This is a genomic window from Streptomyces sp. Je 1-369, from assembly GCF_026810505.1.
GTDB lineage: Bacteria > Actinomycetota > Actinomycetes > Streptomycetales > Streptomycetaceae > Streptomyces.
The window spans coordinates 950,340-968,788 of sequence record NZ_CP101750.1 but is presented as its reverse complement, the minus strand read 5'-3'; the positions used below and the strand labels follow the sequence as shown (position 1 = coordinate 968,788).

Here is an 18,449-nt window from a genome sequence, read left to right as displayed (position 1 = left end):
TTGAGCACCGCAAGCGTCTCCTCGGACGGCCTGCTCCCCCTGACCGGAGCCCAGCTGGGCATCTGGAACGCGCAGCGCCTCGAGCCGGACTCGCCGTACTACGTGGTCGGCGACGTCGTGGAGATATCCGGCAGCGAACCCGTCGACGTCGACGCGCTGGTCGAGGCCGTCCGGGCGACCACCGAGGAAGCCGAGACGCTGCGGCTGCGCGTGTACGACACGCCGGAGGGGCCGCGCCAGACGGTCGCTCAGGAGCCCGTCGCCGCGCCCGAGGTGATCGACGTCAGCGGCGACCCCGACCCGGTGGCCGCCGCGCACGCGCTCGTCGACGCCGAACGGGCCAGGACGGGCGCCGCCTGCCGCGGCATGGTGGACCGGCCGCTGTACGCACGGACCGTCATCCGGCTCTCCGACCGCGAGGTCTGGTACACCCAGCTCGGCCACCACCTGATCTTCGACGGCTACACCGCCGCGATGCTCGCCCGCCGCACCGCCGCCCGCTACACCGCCCTCGTCAACGGCACCGAGCCCCGCAAGTCGACGTTCGGCGGGTTCGCCGCCCTCGTCGAGGCCGACCGCGCCTACCGCGAGAGCGACCGCTTCACCGACGACCGCGCGTACTGGGTCGAGCGGTTCACCCCGCTCCCCGAACTCGGCCACCACGCCGAAGCCGACACCGCCGCGGGCGCGCCCGACAGCACGCTGACCGCCCGCACCGCCCTCACCCCCGAGGAGACGACCGCACTCCGCGCGTTCGCCGACACCGAGGGCGTCACCTGGGGCGAGGCACTCATCGCCTCCTACGCCGCCTTCCTGCACCGCATGCTGGCCCGCACCGACGTCGTCTTCGCGCTGCCGCTCATGTGCCGCACCGGATCGGTCGAACTGCGCACGCCCGCCATGGCCGTCAACGTGCTGCCGCTGCGCGTCACCGTGCAACCGGGCGACGGACTCGGCGAGTTGAGCCGTCGCGTCGCCACCGCCATGAAGGAGATGCGCGACCACCAGCGCTACCGCGGCGAGGACCTGCCCCGCGACCTCGGCGTGCCCGGCGCGGGCGCGCTCCTGCACGGACGCGGCATCAACCTCAAGGCCTTCGACCTCGCCCTCGACTTCGCGGGCGCCGGCGGCGTGATGCGCAACGTCGCGGGCGGCCCGCCCGAGGACATGGGCCTGAGCGTCCTGCCGGCCCGCGACGGGGGACTGCTGCTCGGCTTCGAGGTCGACGCCAGGTCCCAGGACCAGGCCTCCGTGGACGGCCTACTCTCCGGCCTGCGCGCCCTGCTCGCCGGACTGATCGACGGCCGGCCCGTCGGGCGTATCCCGCTCGCGGGCAGCGCGCAGGACACCGAGCGCCTCCTCGCGGCCTGGTGCCCGCCCGCCCTGCCCGGCACCCCCGCCGACATCCCGGCCGCGTTCGACGCGATGGTCGCCGCCGACCCCGGGCACACCGCCCTGGTGTGCGGCGACGACCGGCTGACCGCGGCCGAACTGGCCGACCGTGTCCACCGAATCGCCCGCGCCCTGCGCGCCCGCTCCATCGGAACCGACGACGTCGTCGCCCTCGCACTGCCCCGCTCCGCCGACTCGGTCGTCGCCCTCCTCGCCGTACTCGACGCGGGCGCCGCCTTCCTGCCCCTGGACACCGCGTACCCCACCGAGCGGCTGCGCGGCCTCATCGACGACACCCGCCCCGCGCTGGTGCTCACCGCCGCCGACGACATCGACGGAGTGCCGTGGAGCACGCTGCTCGACGAGGCCGCCGCCCTATCCGGCGCCCCCCTGGCCGCTGGTGAACTGGCCGCGCCCCGCCACCCCGAACACCTCGCCTACGTCATCCACACCTCCGGATCGACCGGCCGCCCCAAGGGCGTGCTCGGCCGGGCCGGCGGCCTCGCCGCGCTCCTGCACCACCAGCGCTCGACCGTCGTCGCCGAGGCCGAGGGCGCCGCGGGCAGGCAGCTGCACGTCTCCCACACCTACTCGTTCGCCTTCGACTCCGCGTTCGACCACCTGATCTGGCTGCTGTGCGGGCACCGCCTCCACGTGTACGACAGCGAGACCGCCCGCGACGCCGACGCCCTGCTCGCCGCGTACGCCCGCGACGCCATCGACGTCGTCGACACCACGCCGTCCATGGCCGCGCCGCTGATCGACGGCGGCCTCCTCGACCGCAGGCCCACGCTCCTCGTCCTCGGCGGCGAAGCCACCCCGCCCGCCCTGTGGCAGCGCGTCGCCGCGTCCGGCCTCACCGCACGCAACATGTACGGCCCGACCGAAGCCACCGTCGACGCCACCACCGCCCGCATCGACGGCGGCGAGCCGACCATCGGCCACCCCCTCGCGGGCACCCGTGTCTACGTCCTGGACAGCGCGCTGCAACCGGTCTCGCACGGCCGCACCGGCGAGCTGTACCTGGCGGGCCCGCACCTGGCCCGCGGCTACCTCGGCCGCCCCGGAGCGACCGCGGACCGGTTCGTCGCCGATCCCTTCGGCCCGCCCGGTGAGCGCATGTACCGCACCGGCGACCTCGCCCGCTGGATACCGGGCCGCGGCCTCACCTACCTGGGCCGCGGCGACGGACAGGTCAAGATCCGCGGCCACCGCGTGGAGACCGGCGAGGTAGAGGCCGCGCTCGGTGCCGTGCCCGGCGTCACCGCGGCCGCCGCCACCGTCCGCTCCTCCCGACTCATCGGCTACGTCGTCTCCACCTCCGTCACCGGTGACGCGGTCCGCGCCGAACTGGCCGCACGGCTGCCCGAGCACATGGTGCCCGCGGCCGTGGTGGTCCTCGACGAGCTGCCCGTCACCACCAACGGCAAGCTCGACCGGGCCGCCCTGCCCGCGCCCGCGGCCTCCGGCGGCGGCCGCGAGCCGAGCACCGAGCGGGAACGGATCCTGTGCGCCGTGCTCGCCGACGTCTTCGAGGTCGAACGCGTCGGCGTCGACGACGACTTCTTCTCCCTCGGCGGCGACAGCATCACCGCGATCTCCCTCAGCAGCCGCCTGCGGGCCAAGGGCCTCGAACTGCGGCCGCGTGACCTCCTCGCCCGCCGCAGCTTCGCCGCGCTCGCCGCCTCCGCCACCCTCGTGGAGGACGTCGCGGGCCCGGTGGACGAGCCGACCGGCCCCGTGCCCGCGCCGCCCATCGTGCGCGGCCTCCTCGACCCGCACCCGGACGTCGACACCGTCGCCGGATACGCCCAGTGGACCGCCCTGCACGTCGACGACCTCACCTACGGCGACCTGGTCGCGGGCGTACAGGCGGTGCTCGACCACCACGACGCGCTGCGGCTGCGCGTGGACGACGGACTCGACGTGCTGCCCCGCGGCGCGGTGCGCGCCGTCGTCGACGAGGTCCACGGCGAGGACGTCACCGTGCTCGCCGAACGCCTCGCCGCCCAACTCGACCCGCGTACAGGCGACTTGGTGCGGGCCGCGCTGCTCCGTACCGGCGCCGACACGCCGGACCGGCTCGTCGTCGTCGTCCACCACCTCGCCATGGACGGCGTGTCCTGGCGCATCCTCCTGCCCGACCTGCACACCGCCTGCACGGGCGCCGTGCTCGAACCCGCCGGCACGTCATGGCGGCGCCACGCCACGCTCCTCGCCGAGCAGGGCACGTCCGGCGCCCGCCGCCCCGAACTCGACCACTGGCGCGCCGCCCTCGGCGCCGCGTCCCGCATCGGCGCCCGCCCCCTCGACCAGAAGCAGGACACGGTCGCGACCGCCCGCCGGTCCGTCACCGTGGCCTCGCCCGAGGCCACCGAGGCGCTGCTCACCACGCTGCCCGCGGCCTACCGCGCCGGGGTCGACGAAGTACTGCTCGCCGCACTGGTGCTCGCCCTGCGCGCGTGGGGGCCGGTCGACGACGCGGTGACCGTCACCATGGAGGGCCACGGCCGCGAACACCTCGACCTGTCGCGCACCGTCGGCTGGTTCACCAGCGAGTACCCGGTGCGCGTCCCCCTGGCCGACGGCGGCGTGGGGCAGGTGCTGCGGGCGGCCAAGGAGGCCCGGCGCGGTGTTCCCGACGCCGGGATCGGCTACGGCGTCCTGCGCCACCTCGACCCGGAGGCGGGCGCCGAGCTCGGCGCCGTCGCGCCGCCCGACGTCCTGCTGAACTACCTGGGCCGCTTCGGCTCGCTGCCCGGCACCGATTGGCGGCTGCCCGAGCGGGACGCGTTCTCCGTCATCGAGCCCGACGCCAAGGCACTCGAACAGGTCCTCGCCCTCAACTGCTTCGTCCACGAGGAGGGCGCGCCCCGGCTCGCCGTCGAGTGGACGGCGGCCTCCGAGGTGCTCGGCGCCGAAGCGGTCGCGGAGCTGCAAACCGCCTGGGCCGCCGCGCTGGACGCCCTCGCCGAGCACGCGCGCCACACCTCCGGCGGACTCACCCCGTCGGACCTGCCGCTGGTCGACCTCGACCAGCCCACCATCGACGCCCTCGAACGCACCGGACGCGTCGCCGACGTCCTGCCCGCCACACCGCTCCAGGTCGGCCTCTCCTTCCACACCCTCGTCCGCGACGACCACGAAGCCGACGTCTACGTCGTACAGGCCGTGACGACGCTCGTCGGCGAGGTGCGGCCCGAGGTGATGGCCGAGGCCGCCCGCGAACTGCTGCGCCGCCACCCCGCGTTGCGCGTGTACCTGGGCACGGCGGGCGACGACGTGGTGCAGGTGATCCCCGCCGACGTCAGCCTCGACTGGCGCGAGGACGACCGGTTCCCCGAAGCCGCCCGCGAGGACCTGGAGCGCCCCTTCGACCCGGCGCGCCCGCCGCTCATCCGCTTCCTGCTCTCCCGCGTCGGCCCCGACGAGCACAAGCTCGTCATCACCAACCACCACGCGCTGCTCGACGGCTGGTCCATGCCGATCGTCGGCCGCACCCTCCTCGCCCTCTACGCCGAGCTGACCGGCGGCCCCGTCGCCCCCGTCGCCCCGCCGCTGTCCGAGTACTTCCGGTGGCTCGCGGACCGCGACCACGAGGCGTCGGTCGGCGCCTGGCGGGACGCGCTCGCCGGGGTCGACGACGCGACGCGCCTCGCCCCCGCCACGGTCGGCACCGCCGTCGAGCGGCCCGGTCGTGAAAGCGTCACGCTGGACCGCGAGTTCAGCGACCGGCTGCGCGCCTTCGCCCGCGAACAGGGCGTCACCCTCACCACGGTCCTCCAGACCGCGTGGGGCCTGCTCCTCGGCAAGCTCACCGGGCGCCGCGACGTCGTCTTCGGCTGCCCCGTCTCGGGCCGCCCCGCCGAGGTCCCGGGCGTGGAGTCGATGATCGGCCAGCTCGGCACCACCATCCCGGTGCGCGTACGGCACACCCAGGACCAGAGCACGAGCGACCTCATGGCGCACGTGCACGCCGAGAGCGTCACGCTCGCCGAGCACCACCACGTCGGCCTGCCCGGCATCCAGCGGGCGGTCGGCGTCGGCGAACTCTTCGACACCATGCTGGTGATGGAGAACTTCCCGCTGTCCAGCAGGAAGCGCACCCCGCTCGCCCCCGGACTCGACCTGACGGGCGTCGACATCACCGACGCCACGCACTACGCGCTCACCGTCATCGTCATCCCCGACGACGAGATCACCATCGGCCTCGGCTACCAGCCGCGCGCCTTCGACGCGCACACCGTCCGCGACTACGGCCGCTGGCTGCACAACCTCCTGCGCGAGATCGTCGCCGACCCGGCGCGCCCCGCCCTGCGGCTGCCCGCCCTCGACGCCGACGAGCGCGAGCGGATCCTGCGCACCGGCACCGAGATCGTCCCCGCCAAGGCCCGCGGCCACTGGCTCGACGAATTCGCCGCCCAGGTGCACCGCAAGCCCGACGCCGAGGCCCTGGTCTGCCGCGACCGCAGCCTCAGCTACACCGAACTCGACCGGGAGGCCAACCGCCTCGCCCACGCGCTGATCGCCCGCGGCGTACGGCCGCAGGACCCGGTCGCCGTGCTGCTCGGCCGCGACATCGAGATGACCGTCGCGCTGTTCGGCGTGGCCAAGGCCGGTGCGGTGTACGTGCCGATGGACGCGAGCTACCCCCGGGAGCGGCTCGCGTACATGTTCGACGACATCGCCCCGGCGGCCGTCGTGTCGACCGGCGCCGAACTGCCCGTCGACCGCGACATCCCCGTCCTGCGCCTCGACGACCCCACCACCCTCGCCGCCGCGCCGGACACCGACCCGACCGGGGCCCGCGCCCGGCTCACCGAGGACGCCCTCGCGTACGTCATCTACACGTCGGGAACCACCGGGCGCCCCAAGGGCGTCGGTGTGACCCACCGGGGCGTGCCCGACCTGATCGCGCTCCAGGAGGAGGTCGTCGGTGTCACCGAGCACGACCGGTACCTGCACTTCGCGTCGACCAGCTTCGACGTCGCGTTCTGGCAGACGATGGTGCCGCTCCTCTCCGGCGGCACGTCCGTCATCGCCCCGGAGGAGGTGCGCGTCCCCGGCGACGAACTGCTCGACTACATCGTGAAGCACCGGGTGACGGGCGTGAACCTGCTGCCCTCGTTCCTCGCCGCGATGCCCGACGACCGCACCGTCGACCCCGACGTGTTCTTCGTCGTCGGCGCCGAGCGCCTCGACCCCGAACTGGCGCGGCGCTGGGGCCGGGGCCGCCGGGCGCTCTTCAACGCGTACGGCCCGACCGAGGTCACCATCAACTCCGTGACCTGGCACTACGACCCGGACGACGAGGGGCCGCTGCCCATCGGCCTGCCCGACCCGAACGTCCGGGCGTACGTCCTCGACGGCGGCCTCCAGCCGACGGGCGTCGGCGTGACGGGTGAGCTGTACCTCGCGGGGCCCAGCCTGGCCCGCGGCTACCTGGGGCGTCCCGGGCTCACCTCCGAGCGGTTCGTCGCCGACCCGTTCGGGCCGCCCGGCGAGCGCATGTACCGCACCGGTGACCTGGTGCGATGGCGGCCCGACGGACAGTTGGTGTTCCTGGGCCGCGTCGACCACCAGGTCAAGGTCCGCGGCTTCCGCGTCGAACTCGGTGAGATCGAGTCCACCCTCACCGGCCATCCCGACGTCCGCGCCTGCGCCGTCATCGTGCGCGAAGGACGGCTCGTCGGCTACGTCATCCCGACCGACGGCGCCGACCTGGACACCACGCGCGTACGGGAGTTCCTGGCCCGGGAGCTCCCCGACCACATGGTCCCGACCGCGCTCGTGCCCATCGACCGGCTGCCGCTGAGCCCCAGCGGCAAGCTCGACCCGACCGCGCTGCCCGCCCCCGAGACCGTGGCCGCCGCCCGCCGCGAACCCGCCACCGAAGCCGAAGCGGTCCTGCTCGGCGTCTTCCGTGACGTCCTCGGCACCGACGCCATCGGACCCGACGACGACTTCTTCGCCATCGGCGGCGACAGCATCGTGTCGCTGCAAGTCGTCTCCCGCGCCCGCCGCCAGGGCCTCGGCCTGACCGCGCGTGACGTCTTCGAGGGAGCGACGGTCGCCGGCATCGCGGCCCGCGCCCGCACCCTCGACGGCGGCGACGCACCCGCGACCGGCGACGCGCCGCTCACCCCGATCATGCGCGATCTGCTGCGCCGCGCGGGCACCGCCGCCGACGGCTTCTGCCAGTGGGTGGAGATCTGCGTCCCGCCGGGCGGCGACGCGGGGGAGTGGCAGGCCGTACTCGACGCGCTGCTCGCCCGGCACGACGTGCTGCGGGCCCGCCTCGGCACCGACGTGCTGCACATCCCGCAGGCCGGCGCGGTCACCGGCGCCGACATCCTCACCGTCGTCCGCGCCGCCGACGGCGACCCGCGCACCCTGATCGACGCCTGCGTCACCGGCATCCGGGACGCGATGGACCCGCGCACCGGACCGCTGCTGCGCGCCCTGTGGGTGGACGCCGGACCCGACAGGCCGGGCAGGCTCGTCCTCGTCGCCCACCACCTGGTCGCCGACGGCGTGTCCTGGCGCGTCCTCCTCGACGACGTCGAACACGCCTACTCGGGCGGCGAGTTGACCCGGCACGGACAGTCCTTCCTCGGCTGGGCACTGGCCCTGCGCGAGGCCGACCGCAGGGCCGAACTCCCGCACTGGCAGCGGATGACCGCCACCCCGGCCCTCACCGCACCGCTCGACCCCGCCAGGGACACCGTCGCCACCGCACGGCACCACGAGATCCACCTCGACACCGACGCGACCCGCGCGCTGATCACGACCCTGCCCGCCGCCCACCGCAGCACGCCGGACGCCGTACTGCTCACGGCGCTCGCCCGCGCCGTACGGGCCTGGCGCGGAACCCCGGAGGTCCTGGTCGCACTGGAGAGCCACGGCCGCCCGCAGCACGTCGACCTCTCCCAGACCGTCGGCTGGTTCACCGCCGTCCACCCCGTACGCCTCGACGCGGGCGACGACGTGCAGGCGGTCAAGGAACGGCTGCGCGCCCAGGGCGACGGACTCGGACACGGCATCCTCATCTCGGCGGGACTCCTCGACCCCGCCACGCCGGAGATCGCCTGGAACTACCTGGGCCAGTTCCCCGGCGCACCCACCGACGAGACGCCGTGGCAGCCGTCACCGGACGCCGACCCGCTCGGCTCCGGCGGCACCGACGACCTGCCCCTGCCGCACAGCCTGATGGTCAACGCCCTGGTACGCGACGACGCGCTCGGGGTCCGCATCACCTGGCCCGCGGCCCTGCTCACCGCCGCCGAGGCGGAGGAGCTGGCCGAGTGCCTGCGCACGGCACTCCTCGAACTCGCCGCCGCGCCGGAGATCAGCGCACTCGACGGCGGCGGGCCCGTCGCCGAGATCCAGCCGCTGACCCCGCTCCAGGAAGTGATGCTCCGGCACTCGCGCACCGAACGCCCCGACCCGTACACCGTGCAGTCGACGTTCACCCTCGAAGGCCCGCTCGACCTCGACGCCCTGCGCGCGGCGGGCGCCGACCTGATGGCACGACACCCGAACCTCGGCGCGGTGTTCCCCGCCGATCTCGCGGTGCTGCCCAAGTCGCCGCGGCCGGACTTCCGCGTCGTCGAAGGACCCGCCGACGAGGCCCTCGCGGCCGACCTGGCCGAGCCGTTCGACCTCGCCGAAGGACCGCTCCTGCGCCTGACCGTGATCCGCGACGGCGCCGACCGGTCCCACCTCGTCATGACCAGCCACCACGTCCTCTCCGACGGCTGGTCGGCCCCGCGCATCCTCACCGAGCTGTTCGACCTCTACACGGCGCGCACCCGCGGCGTCGCCCCCGACCTGCCCGCCCCCGTCCCGTTCGGCGACTACCTGCGCTGGCGCGCCGACCACGAACCGGACCTCGACCTCTGGGCCGCCGAGCTCGCCGGGCTGCCCGAAGGCGACTACCTGAGCAGCGGCGAACCGGGCCCCGCCTGGCAGGAACCCACGCTCATCACGTTCGACGCGGACCTGGTCGACGCCCTCGCCCGCCTCGCCGCGCGCCGCGGCCTGACCCGCAACACGCTGGTGCAGGGCGCCTGGTCGGTGCTGCTCGCGCGCCGCTCCGGCCGCGCGGACGTCTGCTTCGGCGCCATGGTCGCCTGCCGTCCCCCGGAGCTCGCGGGCGTCGAGGAGATCGTCGGCCTCCTCGCCAACACCGTCCCGGTCCGCGCACGGCTCGCGGGCACCCTCGCAGAGACGCTCGCCGGCCTCCAGGCCGGGCAGCGCGCACTGGTCGAGCACCACCACGTCGCCCTCTCCGACCTGGAGCGGCTGACCGGGCGGCGCAGGCTCTTCGACAGCCTGGTGGTCTTCGAGAACTACCCGGTCGACCCGGACCGCCTCCGCGAACCCGCCCCCGGGCTCACGGTCGTCGGCACCCGCTTCCGTGAGTCCACGCACCACCCGGTGACCCTGACGGTCATGCCGGACGGCGAAGGATGGACCGGTGTGTTCGCCCACCGCGCCGGGGTGCGCGTCGACGGCCTCGCCGATGAACTCCTCGCCCTGCTCCGCACCTTGGACGAGCACCTCGACCGCGACGTCCGCGACCTCCTGGAGGGCCGATGACCAGCGCTCCGCAGGGGCGGACCGCGGCGGCCGCGCCACCGTCCGACCGCGTGGACCGGCAGCTGCTGCGCGTCGCGTTCATCCTGGTCCTGGGCACCTTCATGGCCACGCTGGACGCCACCATCGTCAGCGTCGGCATCGACCGCCTCACCGAGGATTTCGACGCCTCGGTGGCCGACATCCAGTGGGTCAGCACCGCCTACCTCCTTGCCGTCGTCGCGGCCGTGCCCGCCTCCGGCTGGCTGGCCGACCGCTTCGGCGGCCGGCGCACCTGGCTCGCCGCGGTGGGCGTGTTCCTGGTCGGCTCGGTGCTGTGCGCGCTCGCCTGGTCGGCGACCAGCCTCATCGTGTTCCGGGTGATCCAGGGGCTCGGCGGCGGGCTGCTGCCCGCGACCGGCCAGGCGCTGCTCGCCCGCGTCGCGGGCCGCAACCGCACCGGCCGTGTGATCAGCGTCGTCGCCGTCGTCCCGCTGCTGTCACCGGTGTTCGGCCCGCTGGTCGGCGGCGCCATCCTCAGCACGGCGTCCTGGCCGTGGCTGTTCCTCGTCAACCTGCCGATCGGCGTGGTCGCTGCCGTCCTCGCCCGCCGCTACGTGCCCGCGGTGCCCCCGGCACCCCGGCGCACGGCCTTCGACCTGCGGGGCGCCCTGCTGCTCTCGCCCGGTCTCGCCGTCCTGGTGTACGGGCTGACCGAGGTCGCCCACGGCCGTGACCTGCCCGCGGTGCTCGGTGTGACGGCGGGTCTCGCGATGCTGGCGGGCTTCGCCGTGCACGGCCTGCGGACCCGCGCCACCCCGCTGGTCGACCCGCGGCTGTTCGCCCGGCCGCCCTTCGGGGCCGCGGCCCTCGCGCTGGTCGTCCTCGGCGCGTCGGTGTTCGGCACGACGTTCCTGCTGCCGCTGTACTTCCAGAGCGGCCGCGGCCTCTCCGCGTGGGAGGCCGGGCTGCTGCTCGCCCCGCAGGGCGTCGGCGCGGCGGCCGGTTCCGTCCTGGTCAACCGCACCATCGACAAGGTCGCGCCGCGGACCCTGGTCGTCGCGGGCATCGTCCTGATCCTGGCCGGGACGGCCCCGTTCACCCAGCTGGGTCATGAACCCCCGGACGCGGTGATCATCGCGGCGCTCGCGGTCCGCGGCATCGGCATGGCGATGATCGGCGCACCCGTGATGAACATCGTCTACAGCCGCATCGAACCCGAACAGCTCCCGCGCGCGGCGGGAGCACTCAACCTGCTCAACACGGTGGGCGGTTCGGTCGGCACGGCCGCACTCGCCGTGGTCCTGGAGAACCGGCTCGCCGACCGGGGCCCCGACATCTCCTCGGCGTTCGCCGACACCTTCTGGTGGGTCCTCGGCTTCTGCCTGCTCGCCGCCGCGGGGGCGACGAGACTGCCGAGGACCCAGCCCAGGAGATAGACGAAGGGGGGAGCGGTCAGGCCTTGTCCTGCATGCTGCTGCGCGCCGGGTTGGCCTGCTCCGCGGCCTTCGGGTCCTTCTCGCCCGCCTTGGCGCGCACCCCTTGCTCGATGCGCTCACCGATCGACTTGTCGATGTTCGACCAGTACTCGAAGGCGCGGACGAGCACGGGCTCTGTCACGCCGTTGAGCAGGTGCCCGACGACGTTGTCCACCAGACGGTCGCGCTCGGCGTCGTTGAGCACCTCGCGGACCATGGTGCCGGGCTGGCCCCAGTCGTCATCCTCCGCGTGGTCCACGTAGGCCGAGCGGGTGATGTCGCCGTCCGCGTACCAGCTGGGCGGGGAGCCGTGGCGGGCCGTGTCGGCGGCCGGGCCGCCCTTGGAGTTCGGCGCGTAGACCGGGTCCTCCGTCTTGCGGATGGCCATCGCCCCGTCCTTGGAGTACGTGTTGACGGGCACGATGGGGGCGTTGACCGGCAGCTGCTGGTAGTTGCCGCCGATCCGGTGACGGTGCGCGTCGGCGTACGAGAACAGCCTGCCCAGCAGCATGCGGTCGGGGCTCGGGCCGATGCCAGGAACCAGGTTGTTGGGCTGGAACGCCGCCTGCTCGATCTCGGCGTGGTTGTCCGTCGGGTTGCGGTCCAGGGTCATCCTGCCGACCTCGACCAGCGGGTAGTCGCCGTGCGGCCACACCTTCGTCAGGTCGAACGGGTTGAACCGGTACGTGGCCGCGTCGTCGTACGGCATGACCTGCACGTACAGCGTCCAGCTCGGGTAGTCCCCGTCCCGGATGTGCTCGAAGAGATCACGGGTGTGGTAGTCCGTGTCGGCCGCGGCCATCTGGTCGCCCTCGTGCTGCGTGAAGTTCTCGACGCCCTGGTCGGTCTTGAAGTGGTACTTCACCCAGAACCGCTCACCCTGCTCGTTGATCCACATGTAGGTGTGCGACGAGTAGCCGTTCATGTGGCGCCAGCTGCGCGGGATGCCGCGGTCGCCCATCAGCCACGTGACCTGGTGGGCCGACTCCGGCGAGAGGGTCCAGAAGTCCCACTGCATGTCGTGGTCGCGGAGGTTGTTGTCCGCGCGGCGCTTCTGCGACCGGATGAAGTGCTGGAACTTCATCGGGTCCTTCACGAAGAAGACCGGGGTGTTGTTCCCGACCATGTCGTAGTTGCCCTCGCTGGTGTAGAACTTCACCGCGAAGCCGCGCGGGTCGCGCCACGTGTCCGGGCTGCCGCGCTCACCGGCCACCGTCGAGAACCGGATGACCAGATCGGTCCGTGCGCCGGGCTGAAAGAGTGCCGCCTTCGTGTAGCGGCTGACATCCCCGGTGACCTCGAAGTGGCCGAAGGCGCCGCTGCCCTTGGCGTGCGGCTGCCGCTCGGGGATGCGCTCCCGGTTGAACTGCGCCATCTGTTCGATCAGATAGGAGTCCTGGAGGAGGATCGGGCCGCCGGCGCCGACGGTGAGCGAGTGTTCGTCACTCTCGACCGGTACGCCGGCGTCGGTGGTGGTCGCCTTGCCTGTGACGTGGTTCATCAGCTACGTGTGCCTTCCATGGTCGGCGTTCCCGTCCTGCGACTGGTCACGGTCCGGGTGCCCGCGTTGTCGCGGGCGATACGTGGCGTCCCTCCTGTTTCCGGGTCCGCGTGATCCAAACGCGCCCGTCATGGGGACGAAGCTGTCCGGATCCGCCGCGTGCCAGTCGGCGGCCCAGGTCTCGGGCGGCGCGGCGAGCAGCTCACCGGGGGAGAGCCAGTCGTACAGCTCGGCGTAGGACCGGAACCTCCCGTTGTCCTCGCGGCGCCGCACGAGGTGCGGGCCCAGGTCGGCGGCGTCGCGCACCCCCATCGCGGCCATGATCTGCAGCGCGCTCTGGACCGTGGCCTGCTGGAACCGGGTGACGCGTGCCGACTTGTCCCCGATGTCGAGGGCGCGGGCACGGCGCGGGTCCACCGTGGTGACACCCGTCGGGCAGCGGTTGGTGTGGCAGCGCTGGGCCTGGATGCAGCCGACGGCGAACATCATCGCGCGGGCCGCGTTGGTGTAGTCGGCGCCCATGGCCAGGCGCTTGACGATGTCGGAGCCCGTCGCCACCTTGCCGCTCGCACCGATGCGGATACGGTCCCGCAGCCCCGCCCCGGTGAGGGCGCTGTGCACCGTGATGAGCCCGTCGGTGAGCGGCATGCCGAGGTGGTCGGCGAACTCCAGCGGCGCCGCGCCCGTCCCGCCCTCCGCGCCGTCGACGATGATGAAGTCCGGGGTGATCCCCTCCGCCGCCATGGCCTTGCACACGGCGAGGAACTGGGTCCGTGACCCGGGGCAGAGCTTGAACCCCACCGGCTTGCCGTGCGCGAGATCCCGCATCCGGGCCAGGAACCGGACGAGTTCGCGGGGCGTGGAGAAGACCCGGTGGTACGGCGGTGAGATGACGGTCTCGCCCTGCGGTACGCCGCGTACGGAGGCGATCTCGGCGTTGACCTTGCTGCCGGGCAGCACGCCGCCGATGCCCGGCTTCGCACCCTGCGACAGCTTGAGCGACACGCAGCGCACGGCCGGATGGGCGGCCTTCTCGGCGAACTGCTCGGGGTCGAACGCGCCGTCCCGGGTGCGGCAGCCGAAGTAACCCGTCCCGATCTCCCAGACGAGGTCGCCGCCGGGCCGCAGATGGTGGTCGGAGAGGCCGCCCTCCCCGGTGTCGTGCGCGAACCCGCCCCGCGCCGCTCCCGTGTTCAGCGCGACGATCGCGTGGGCGGAGAGGGAGCCGAAGCTCATCGCCGAGACGTTGAGGAGGGCCATGTCGTACGGCTGCGTGCAGTCGGGCCCGCCGACCCGGACGCGAGGCGGCTCCTTCGGCACCGGCGCGGGCGCCATCGACGGCACGAGGAACTCGTACCCCCTGTTGTCCATGTCGCGCTCGCTGCCGAACGGCTCCTCGGCGGCGACCCCTTTGGCCCGTTCGTAGACGATGCTGCGGGTGTCGCGGTCGAAGGGCCTGCCGTCGTAGTTGCGCTCCACGAAGTACTGCTGCAGCTCCGGCCGCAGCGCCTCCAGGAGGAACCGCAGATGGCCGAGGACGGGATAGTTCCGCAGCACGGAGTGCCGTCGCTGCACGAGGTCGTGGACACCGGTCAGCGCCACGGCCACGAGCGGTCCCGCGGCCGCCCACCACCAGGGCGACGTCAGCACGGCGAGCACCACACCGCAGGCCGCGCAGGCGAGCAGCGCGCCGACTATGACAAAGCGCGTCATGTGTCTGTGCCGCCCCCGTCGAACTCGATGTCCTTGCCGTTGGCGATCCGGGCTCCGAGGTTGATACGCATCATCTCCAGGGCTGCCTCCGCGAGGTGCGGGTGGATGTGGGCGACCGCGTCGGCGACCACCGTCACGTCGAGGTGCCGGATGTGGGCGTCGAGCGCCGAGTACAGCACGCACTGCTCGGTCACCTGGCCGCACAGCGTCACCTTGCGGACGCCCAGCTCCCACAGCAGATAGGTCAGCGGCGTCTCGTAGAAGATCGAGTGCCGGGCCTTCACGACGAACAGCGAGTCGTCGTCCGGCCGCACGGGACCGACCAGGTCCGCGTGCGGCCCCTCCATGGCGGCGTCGACCAGCTCCCCGTGGTGGGAGCGCCACTGGCCGAAGTTGTCGTTGACGTAGATCACCGGCGCCCCGCTCTCCCGGGCCGCGGCGAGGAGGTCCGTGATGACCGGCACGACCTCGCGCACCGACGGCAGCAGCTGCTCGGCGTCCTCGTGGTCGTACGTGTTGATCATGTCGATCACGATCAGGGCGCCGGGACCGTCGTCGTGCTCCGCGCTCATGGCTGCAGAAGCGTCTTGATCATGCCGTCCTCCTTGGCCTGGAAGGTCGCGTAGGCCGAAGGGGCGTCCTTGAGCGGCAGGTGGTGCGTGGCGAACGTGTCGACGCCCAGCGGGTCGTCGTCCGTCAGGTGCGGGCGGATGTCCTCGATCCAGCGCCATACGTTGGCCTGGCCCATGCGCAGCTGGATCTGCTTGTCGAACATGGTGAGGAGCGGCATGGGGCTCGCGGCTCCGCCGTAGACGCCGCTGATGGACAGGGTGCCGCCGCGCCGGACCGCGTCGATGCCCGCGTGGAGAGCGGTCAGGCAGTCGATGCCCGCCTTCTCCATCAGCGGGCGGGCCAGCTTGTCGGGCAGGAGCGCGGTGGCGCGCTGGGCCGCCGTCGCCACCGGCGAACCGTGTGCCTCCAGGCCGACCGCGTCGATCACGGCGTCCGTGCCGCGGCCGTCCGTGAGGTCACGGATGGCGTCGCCCAGGTCCTTGCCGTGCTCGCGCAGGTCGAGGGCCGTGACGCCGTTGCGGCGGGCGCGCTCCAGGCGGGCGTCGACGAGGTCGACACCGATGACAAGATCGGCGCCGCGCAGCCGCGCGATGCGGGTGGCCATGTCACCGATGGGCCCGAGGCCGAACACCGTGACGCTGCCGCCCTGCGGGATGTCGGCGTACTCCACGCCCTGCCACGCCGTGGGCAGCACGTCGGACAGGTACACGAACCGGTCGTCCGGCGGGCCGTGCGGCACCTTGATGGGCAGCGTGTTGCCGAAGGGCACCCGCAGCAGCTCCGCCTGACCGCCGGGCACCTGCCCGTACAGCTTGGTGAAGCCGAACAGCGAGGCGCCGCTGCCCATGGACTTGACCTGCGTCGTCTCGCACTGCGACTGCAGCCCCTGGTTGCACATCCAGCAGGTGTTGCACGAGACGTTGAACGGAATCACCACGCGGTCGCCCACGGCCACCTCGGTGACGTCGGGGCCCGTCTCCGCGATGACACCCATGGCCTCGTGGCCGAGGATGTCGCCCGCGTCCAGATAGGGCCCGAAGACCTCGTAGAGGTGCAGGTCGGAGCCGCAGATGCCGGTCGACGTCACCTGGACGATCACGTCGTCGGGCTTCTCGATGCGAGGGTCGGGCACTTCGTCGACACGCACGTCGCGCTTGCCTTGCCAGGTCAGAGCACGCATGGGGACGCACCTTTCTGCTCGGCCCGCGCGGGCCCGGCGGGCCCGCGCAGGTGAACGGGGGAGCCGACTTCAGCGCCCGACGGCGCGGGCCAGCTCCGACTTGTTCATCGACGAGCGGCCCTTGACGTTCTTCTTCTGGGCCTCGGCGTAGAGCTGGTCCTTCGTCGGACCCTGCGAGCCCTGGTGAGAACGCTCGCCGCCGCGCTGCGACGCGGACTTCGGGTCCTTCGTGGAGGTGCGGCTCATCGTGCGGGACTCACCGGAGCGCGCGCGCTCCTTGTTGACCGTGCGGGCGGCGATCTCCTCCGCGCGGCCCGTGGACTCGCCGCGGTCCTTCGCACTCTCCTTGATGTGCTCGTACTGCCGTTCCCTCTTGCGATTCGATCCTGCGGGCATGGTGTGCTCTTTCAGCTGGGTGACATCTGGCCGGTGTGGGCCCCTCCCACGGTGCCCACACAGTTCGCCGGTCCGCCACACGGGCGATCGCGGCCTGTGACGAGTACCCGAGATCTTCGGCGTGAGACGCGGAGGCGGAAGATCAAGTGCTTCCGTGCGCTCCCCGGGGGGTCTTGAGAAGCGGGGCGCTCCACGGTGGAGTGGTGGGACGTTGCGCCGACAGGGAGGGGCCCGGCCATGCCGGACAACCAGCACAGCTCGCCGCCCGCCGCCCGCTGGGAGCGGGCCGTCGTCGTAGGCGGCGGATACGCCGGTCTCGTGACGGCACGGGTCCTGGCCGACCACTTCGGCGAGGTGCTGGTCCTGGAACGCGACCCGGTGCTGCCCGACACCGGCGTCCACCCGCACGTCCCGCAGGGCTACCACGCGCACGCCCTGCTCGCCCGCGGCGGCGAGGTCCTGGAAACCCTCTTCCCCGGGCTGCGGGCGGAGCTCGCCGAGGAGGGCGCGCCCGTCTTCGACTACGGCGAGCGGATCAGCTTCCTCCTGCCCACCGGATACGCGCCGACCGACCCGGTGGGCGTCCGCATCCAGACCTTCACGCGCGACGAGCTGGAGCGCCGGCTGCGGCAACGGATCTCGGCGCTCCCCGCGGTGCGCGTCGTCCCGGCCGCCCGCTGCGAGACGGTCACCGCGAGCGCGCCAGGCCGCCTGGACCGGGTCAGGTACCGCACCGAGGGCGAGGAACCCACCGAGGTCACCGCCGACCTGGTCGTCGACGCGTCGGGCCGCACCACATCCGTCGACCGCTGGCTCACCGACGCGCACCTGCCCGCGTCCCCCAGGAACGTCATCAAAGCGAAGATCACCTATACCTCCGCGTGCTACGTACGCCCGCCGCAGGACGAGCAGGACTTCGACGTCGCCTACCAGATGGCCTTCGCGCCCGACGTACCGCGCGGCGGCGTCGTCCTCGCCGTGGAACGCGACCGCTGGATGTGCTCGCTGTTCGGCGTCGACGAACACGTGCCGCCCACCGACGACGAGGGCTACCTCGACTTCGCCCAGAGCCTCGGCACCCCGCGCCTCGCCGAACAGATCAAGCGCGGCACCCGCGAGGGGGACATCCGCCGCTACACGAACAACGGCAACGAATGGCGCCTGCACCACAAGAACACCCGCTGGCCCGAACGCCTCGTCGCGGTCGGCGACGCGCTCTGCGTCTTCAACCCCGTGTACGGGCAGGGACTCACCGTCGCCGCACTCGAAGCGCAGCTGCTCGGCCGCCTCCTGAACCGCCACCGGGCCGGTGGCCTCGACGGGCTCAGCCGCGCCTACCAGCGTGCCGCGGCCCGCGTCATCCAGGTCCCGTGGACCATGGCCACCAGCTCGGACCTCATGTGGGCACCCGGCGGTCACCCGCTGCCCGCACGCTTCGCCCACTGGTACAACCAGCAGGTCTTCGCGCTCGCCGTGCACGACCCCAGCGTGTGGGCGCGGTTCGTACGGGTCCTGAACATGACGTCACCGCCCGCGCTGCTGTTCCGCCCGACCGTCGTCGCCAAAGTGGTACGCCACGCGCTCACGCGACGGAGGTGATCCTGGAGCAGGTGGTCGACGTGCAGCTCCTGGAGTCCCG

At 72.9% G+C, this 18,449-nt stretch carries 8 protein-coding genes; 3 read left to right on the top strand and 5 right to left on the bottom strand.

Annotated elements, in window-relative coordinates; all coding sequences use genetic code 11:
- Together NOO62_RS04180 and NOO62_RS04175 are read left to right on the top strand one after the other, a co-directional pair.
- Entirely contained in the window at positions 1-9,993 is a 9,993-nt protein-coding gene (locus tag NOO62_RS04180) for a non-ribosomal peptide synthetase (protein WP_268769534.1), read from the top strand.
- The gene (locus tag NOO62_RS04175; protein ID WP_268769533.1) at positions 9,990-11,408 is read left to right on the top strand and encodes an MDR family MFS transporter; all 1,419 of its coding nucleotides are present in this window, start codon (positions 9,990-9,992) and stop codon (positions 11,406-11,408) included. The genes NOO62_RS04180 and NOO62_RS04175 overlap by 4 nt, the downstream gene beginning before the upstream one ends.
- A 16-nt stretch (positions 11,409-11,424) precedes the next feature.
- Here NOO62_RS04175 and NOO62_RS04170 read toward each other — a convergent pair whose 3' ends face one another.
- The 5 genes from NOO62_RS04170 to NOO62_RS04150 all read right to left on the bottom strand — a co-directional run bounded on the left by NOO62_RS04170 (position 11,425) and on the right by NOO62_RS04150 (position 16,810).
- Entirely contained in the window at positions 11,425-12,948 is a 1,524-nt protein-coding gene (locus NOO62_RS04170; RefSeq protein WP_268769532.1) for a catalase, read from the bottom strand.
- A gap of 3 nt (positions 12,949-12,951) precedes the next feature.
- The gene (locus NOO62_RS04165) at positions 12,952-14,661 is read right to left on the bottom strand and encodes an FMN-binding glutamate synthase family protein (protein WP_268769531.1); all 1,710 of its coding nucleotides are present in this window, start codon (positions 14,659-14,661) and stop codon (positions 12,952-12,954) included.
- A complete protein-coding gene (locus NOO62_RS04160; protein WP_268769530.1) occupies positions 14,658-15,233 on the bottom strand; it encodes an isochorismatase family cysteine hydrolase in 576 nt (191 codons plus the stop codon). Before NOO62_RS04160 ends, NOO62_RS04165 begins: the two co-directional genes overlap by 4 nt.
- Positions 15,230-16,414 carry an alcohol dehydrogenase catalytic domain-containing protein gene (locus NOO62_RS04155; protein WP_268769529.1) on the bottom strand — a complete coding sequence of 395 codons (1,185 nt, stop codon included), beginning with the start codon at positions 16,412-16,414 and terminating at the stop codon, positions 15,230-15,232. The genes NOO62_RS04160 and NOO62_RS04155 overlap by 4 nt, the downstream gene beginning before the upstream one ends.
- A 69-nt stretch (positions 16,415-16,483) precedes the next feature.
- Positions 16,484-16,810, bottom strand: a complete 327-nt coding sequence (locus tag NOO62_RS04150) for a plasmid stabilization protein (RefSeq protein ID WP_268769528.1) — start codon at positions 16,808-16,810, stop codon at positions 16,484-16,486.
- A gap of 237 nt (positions 16,811-17,047) precedes the next feature.
- On the opposite strand from NOO62_RS04150, the gene NOO62_RS04145 reads away from it, so the two are divergent.
- Entirely contained in the window at positions 17,048-18,409 is a 1,362-nt protein-coding gene (locus NOO62_RS04145; RefSeq protein WP_268769527.1) for an FAD-dependent oxidoreductase, read from the top strand.
- The last annotated feature ends 40 nt before the right edge of the window (positions 18,410-18,449 follow it).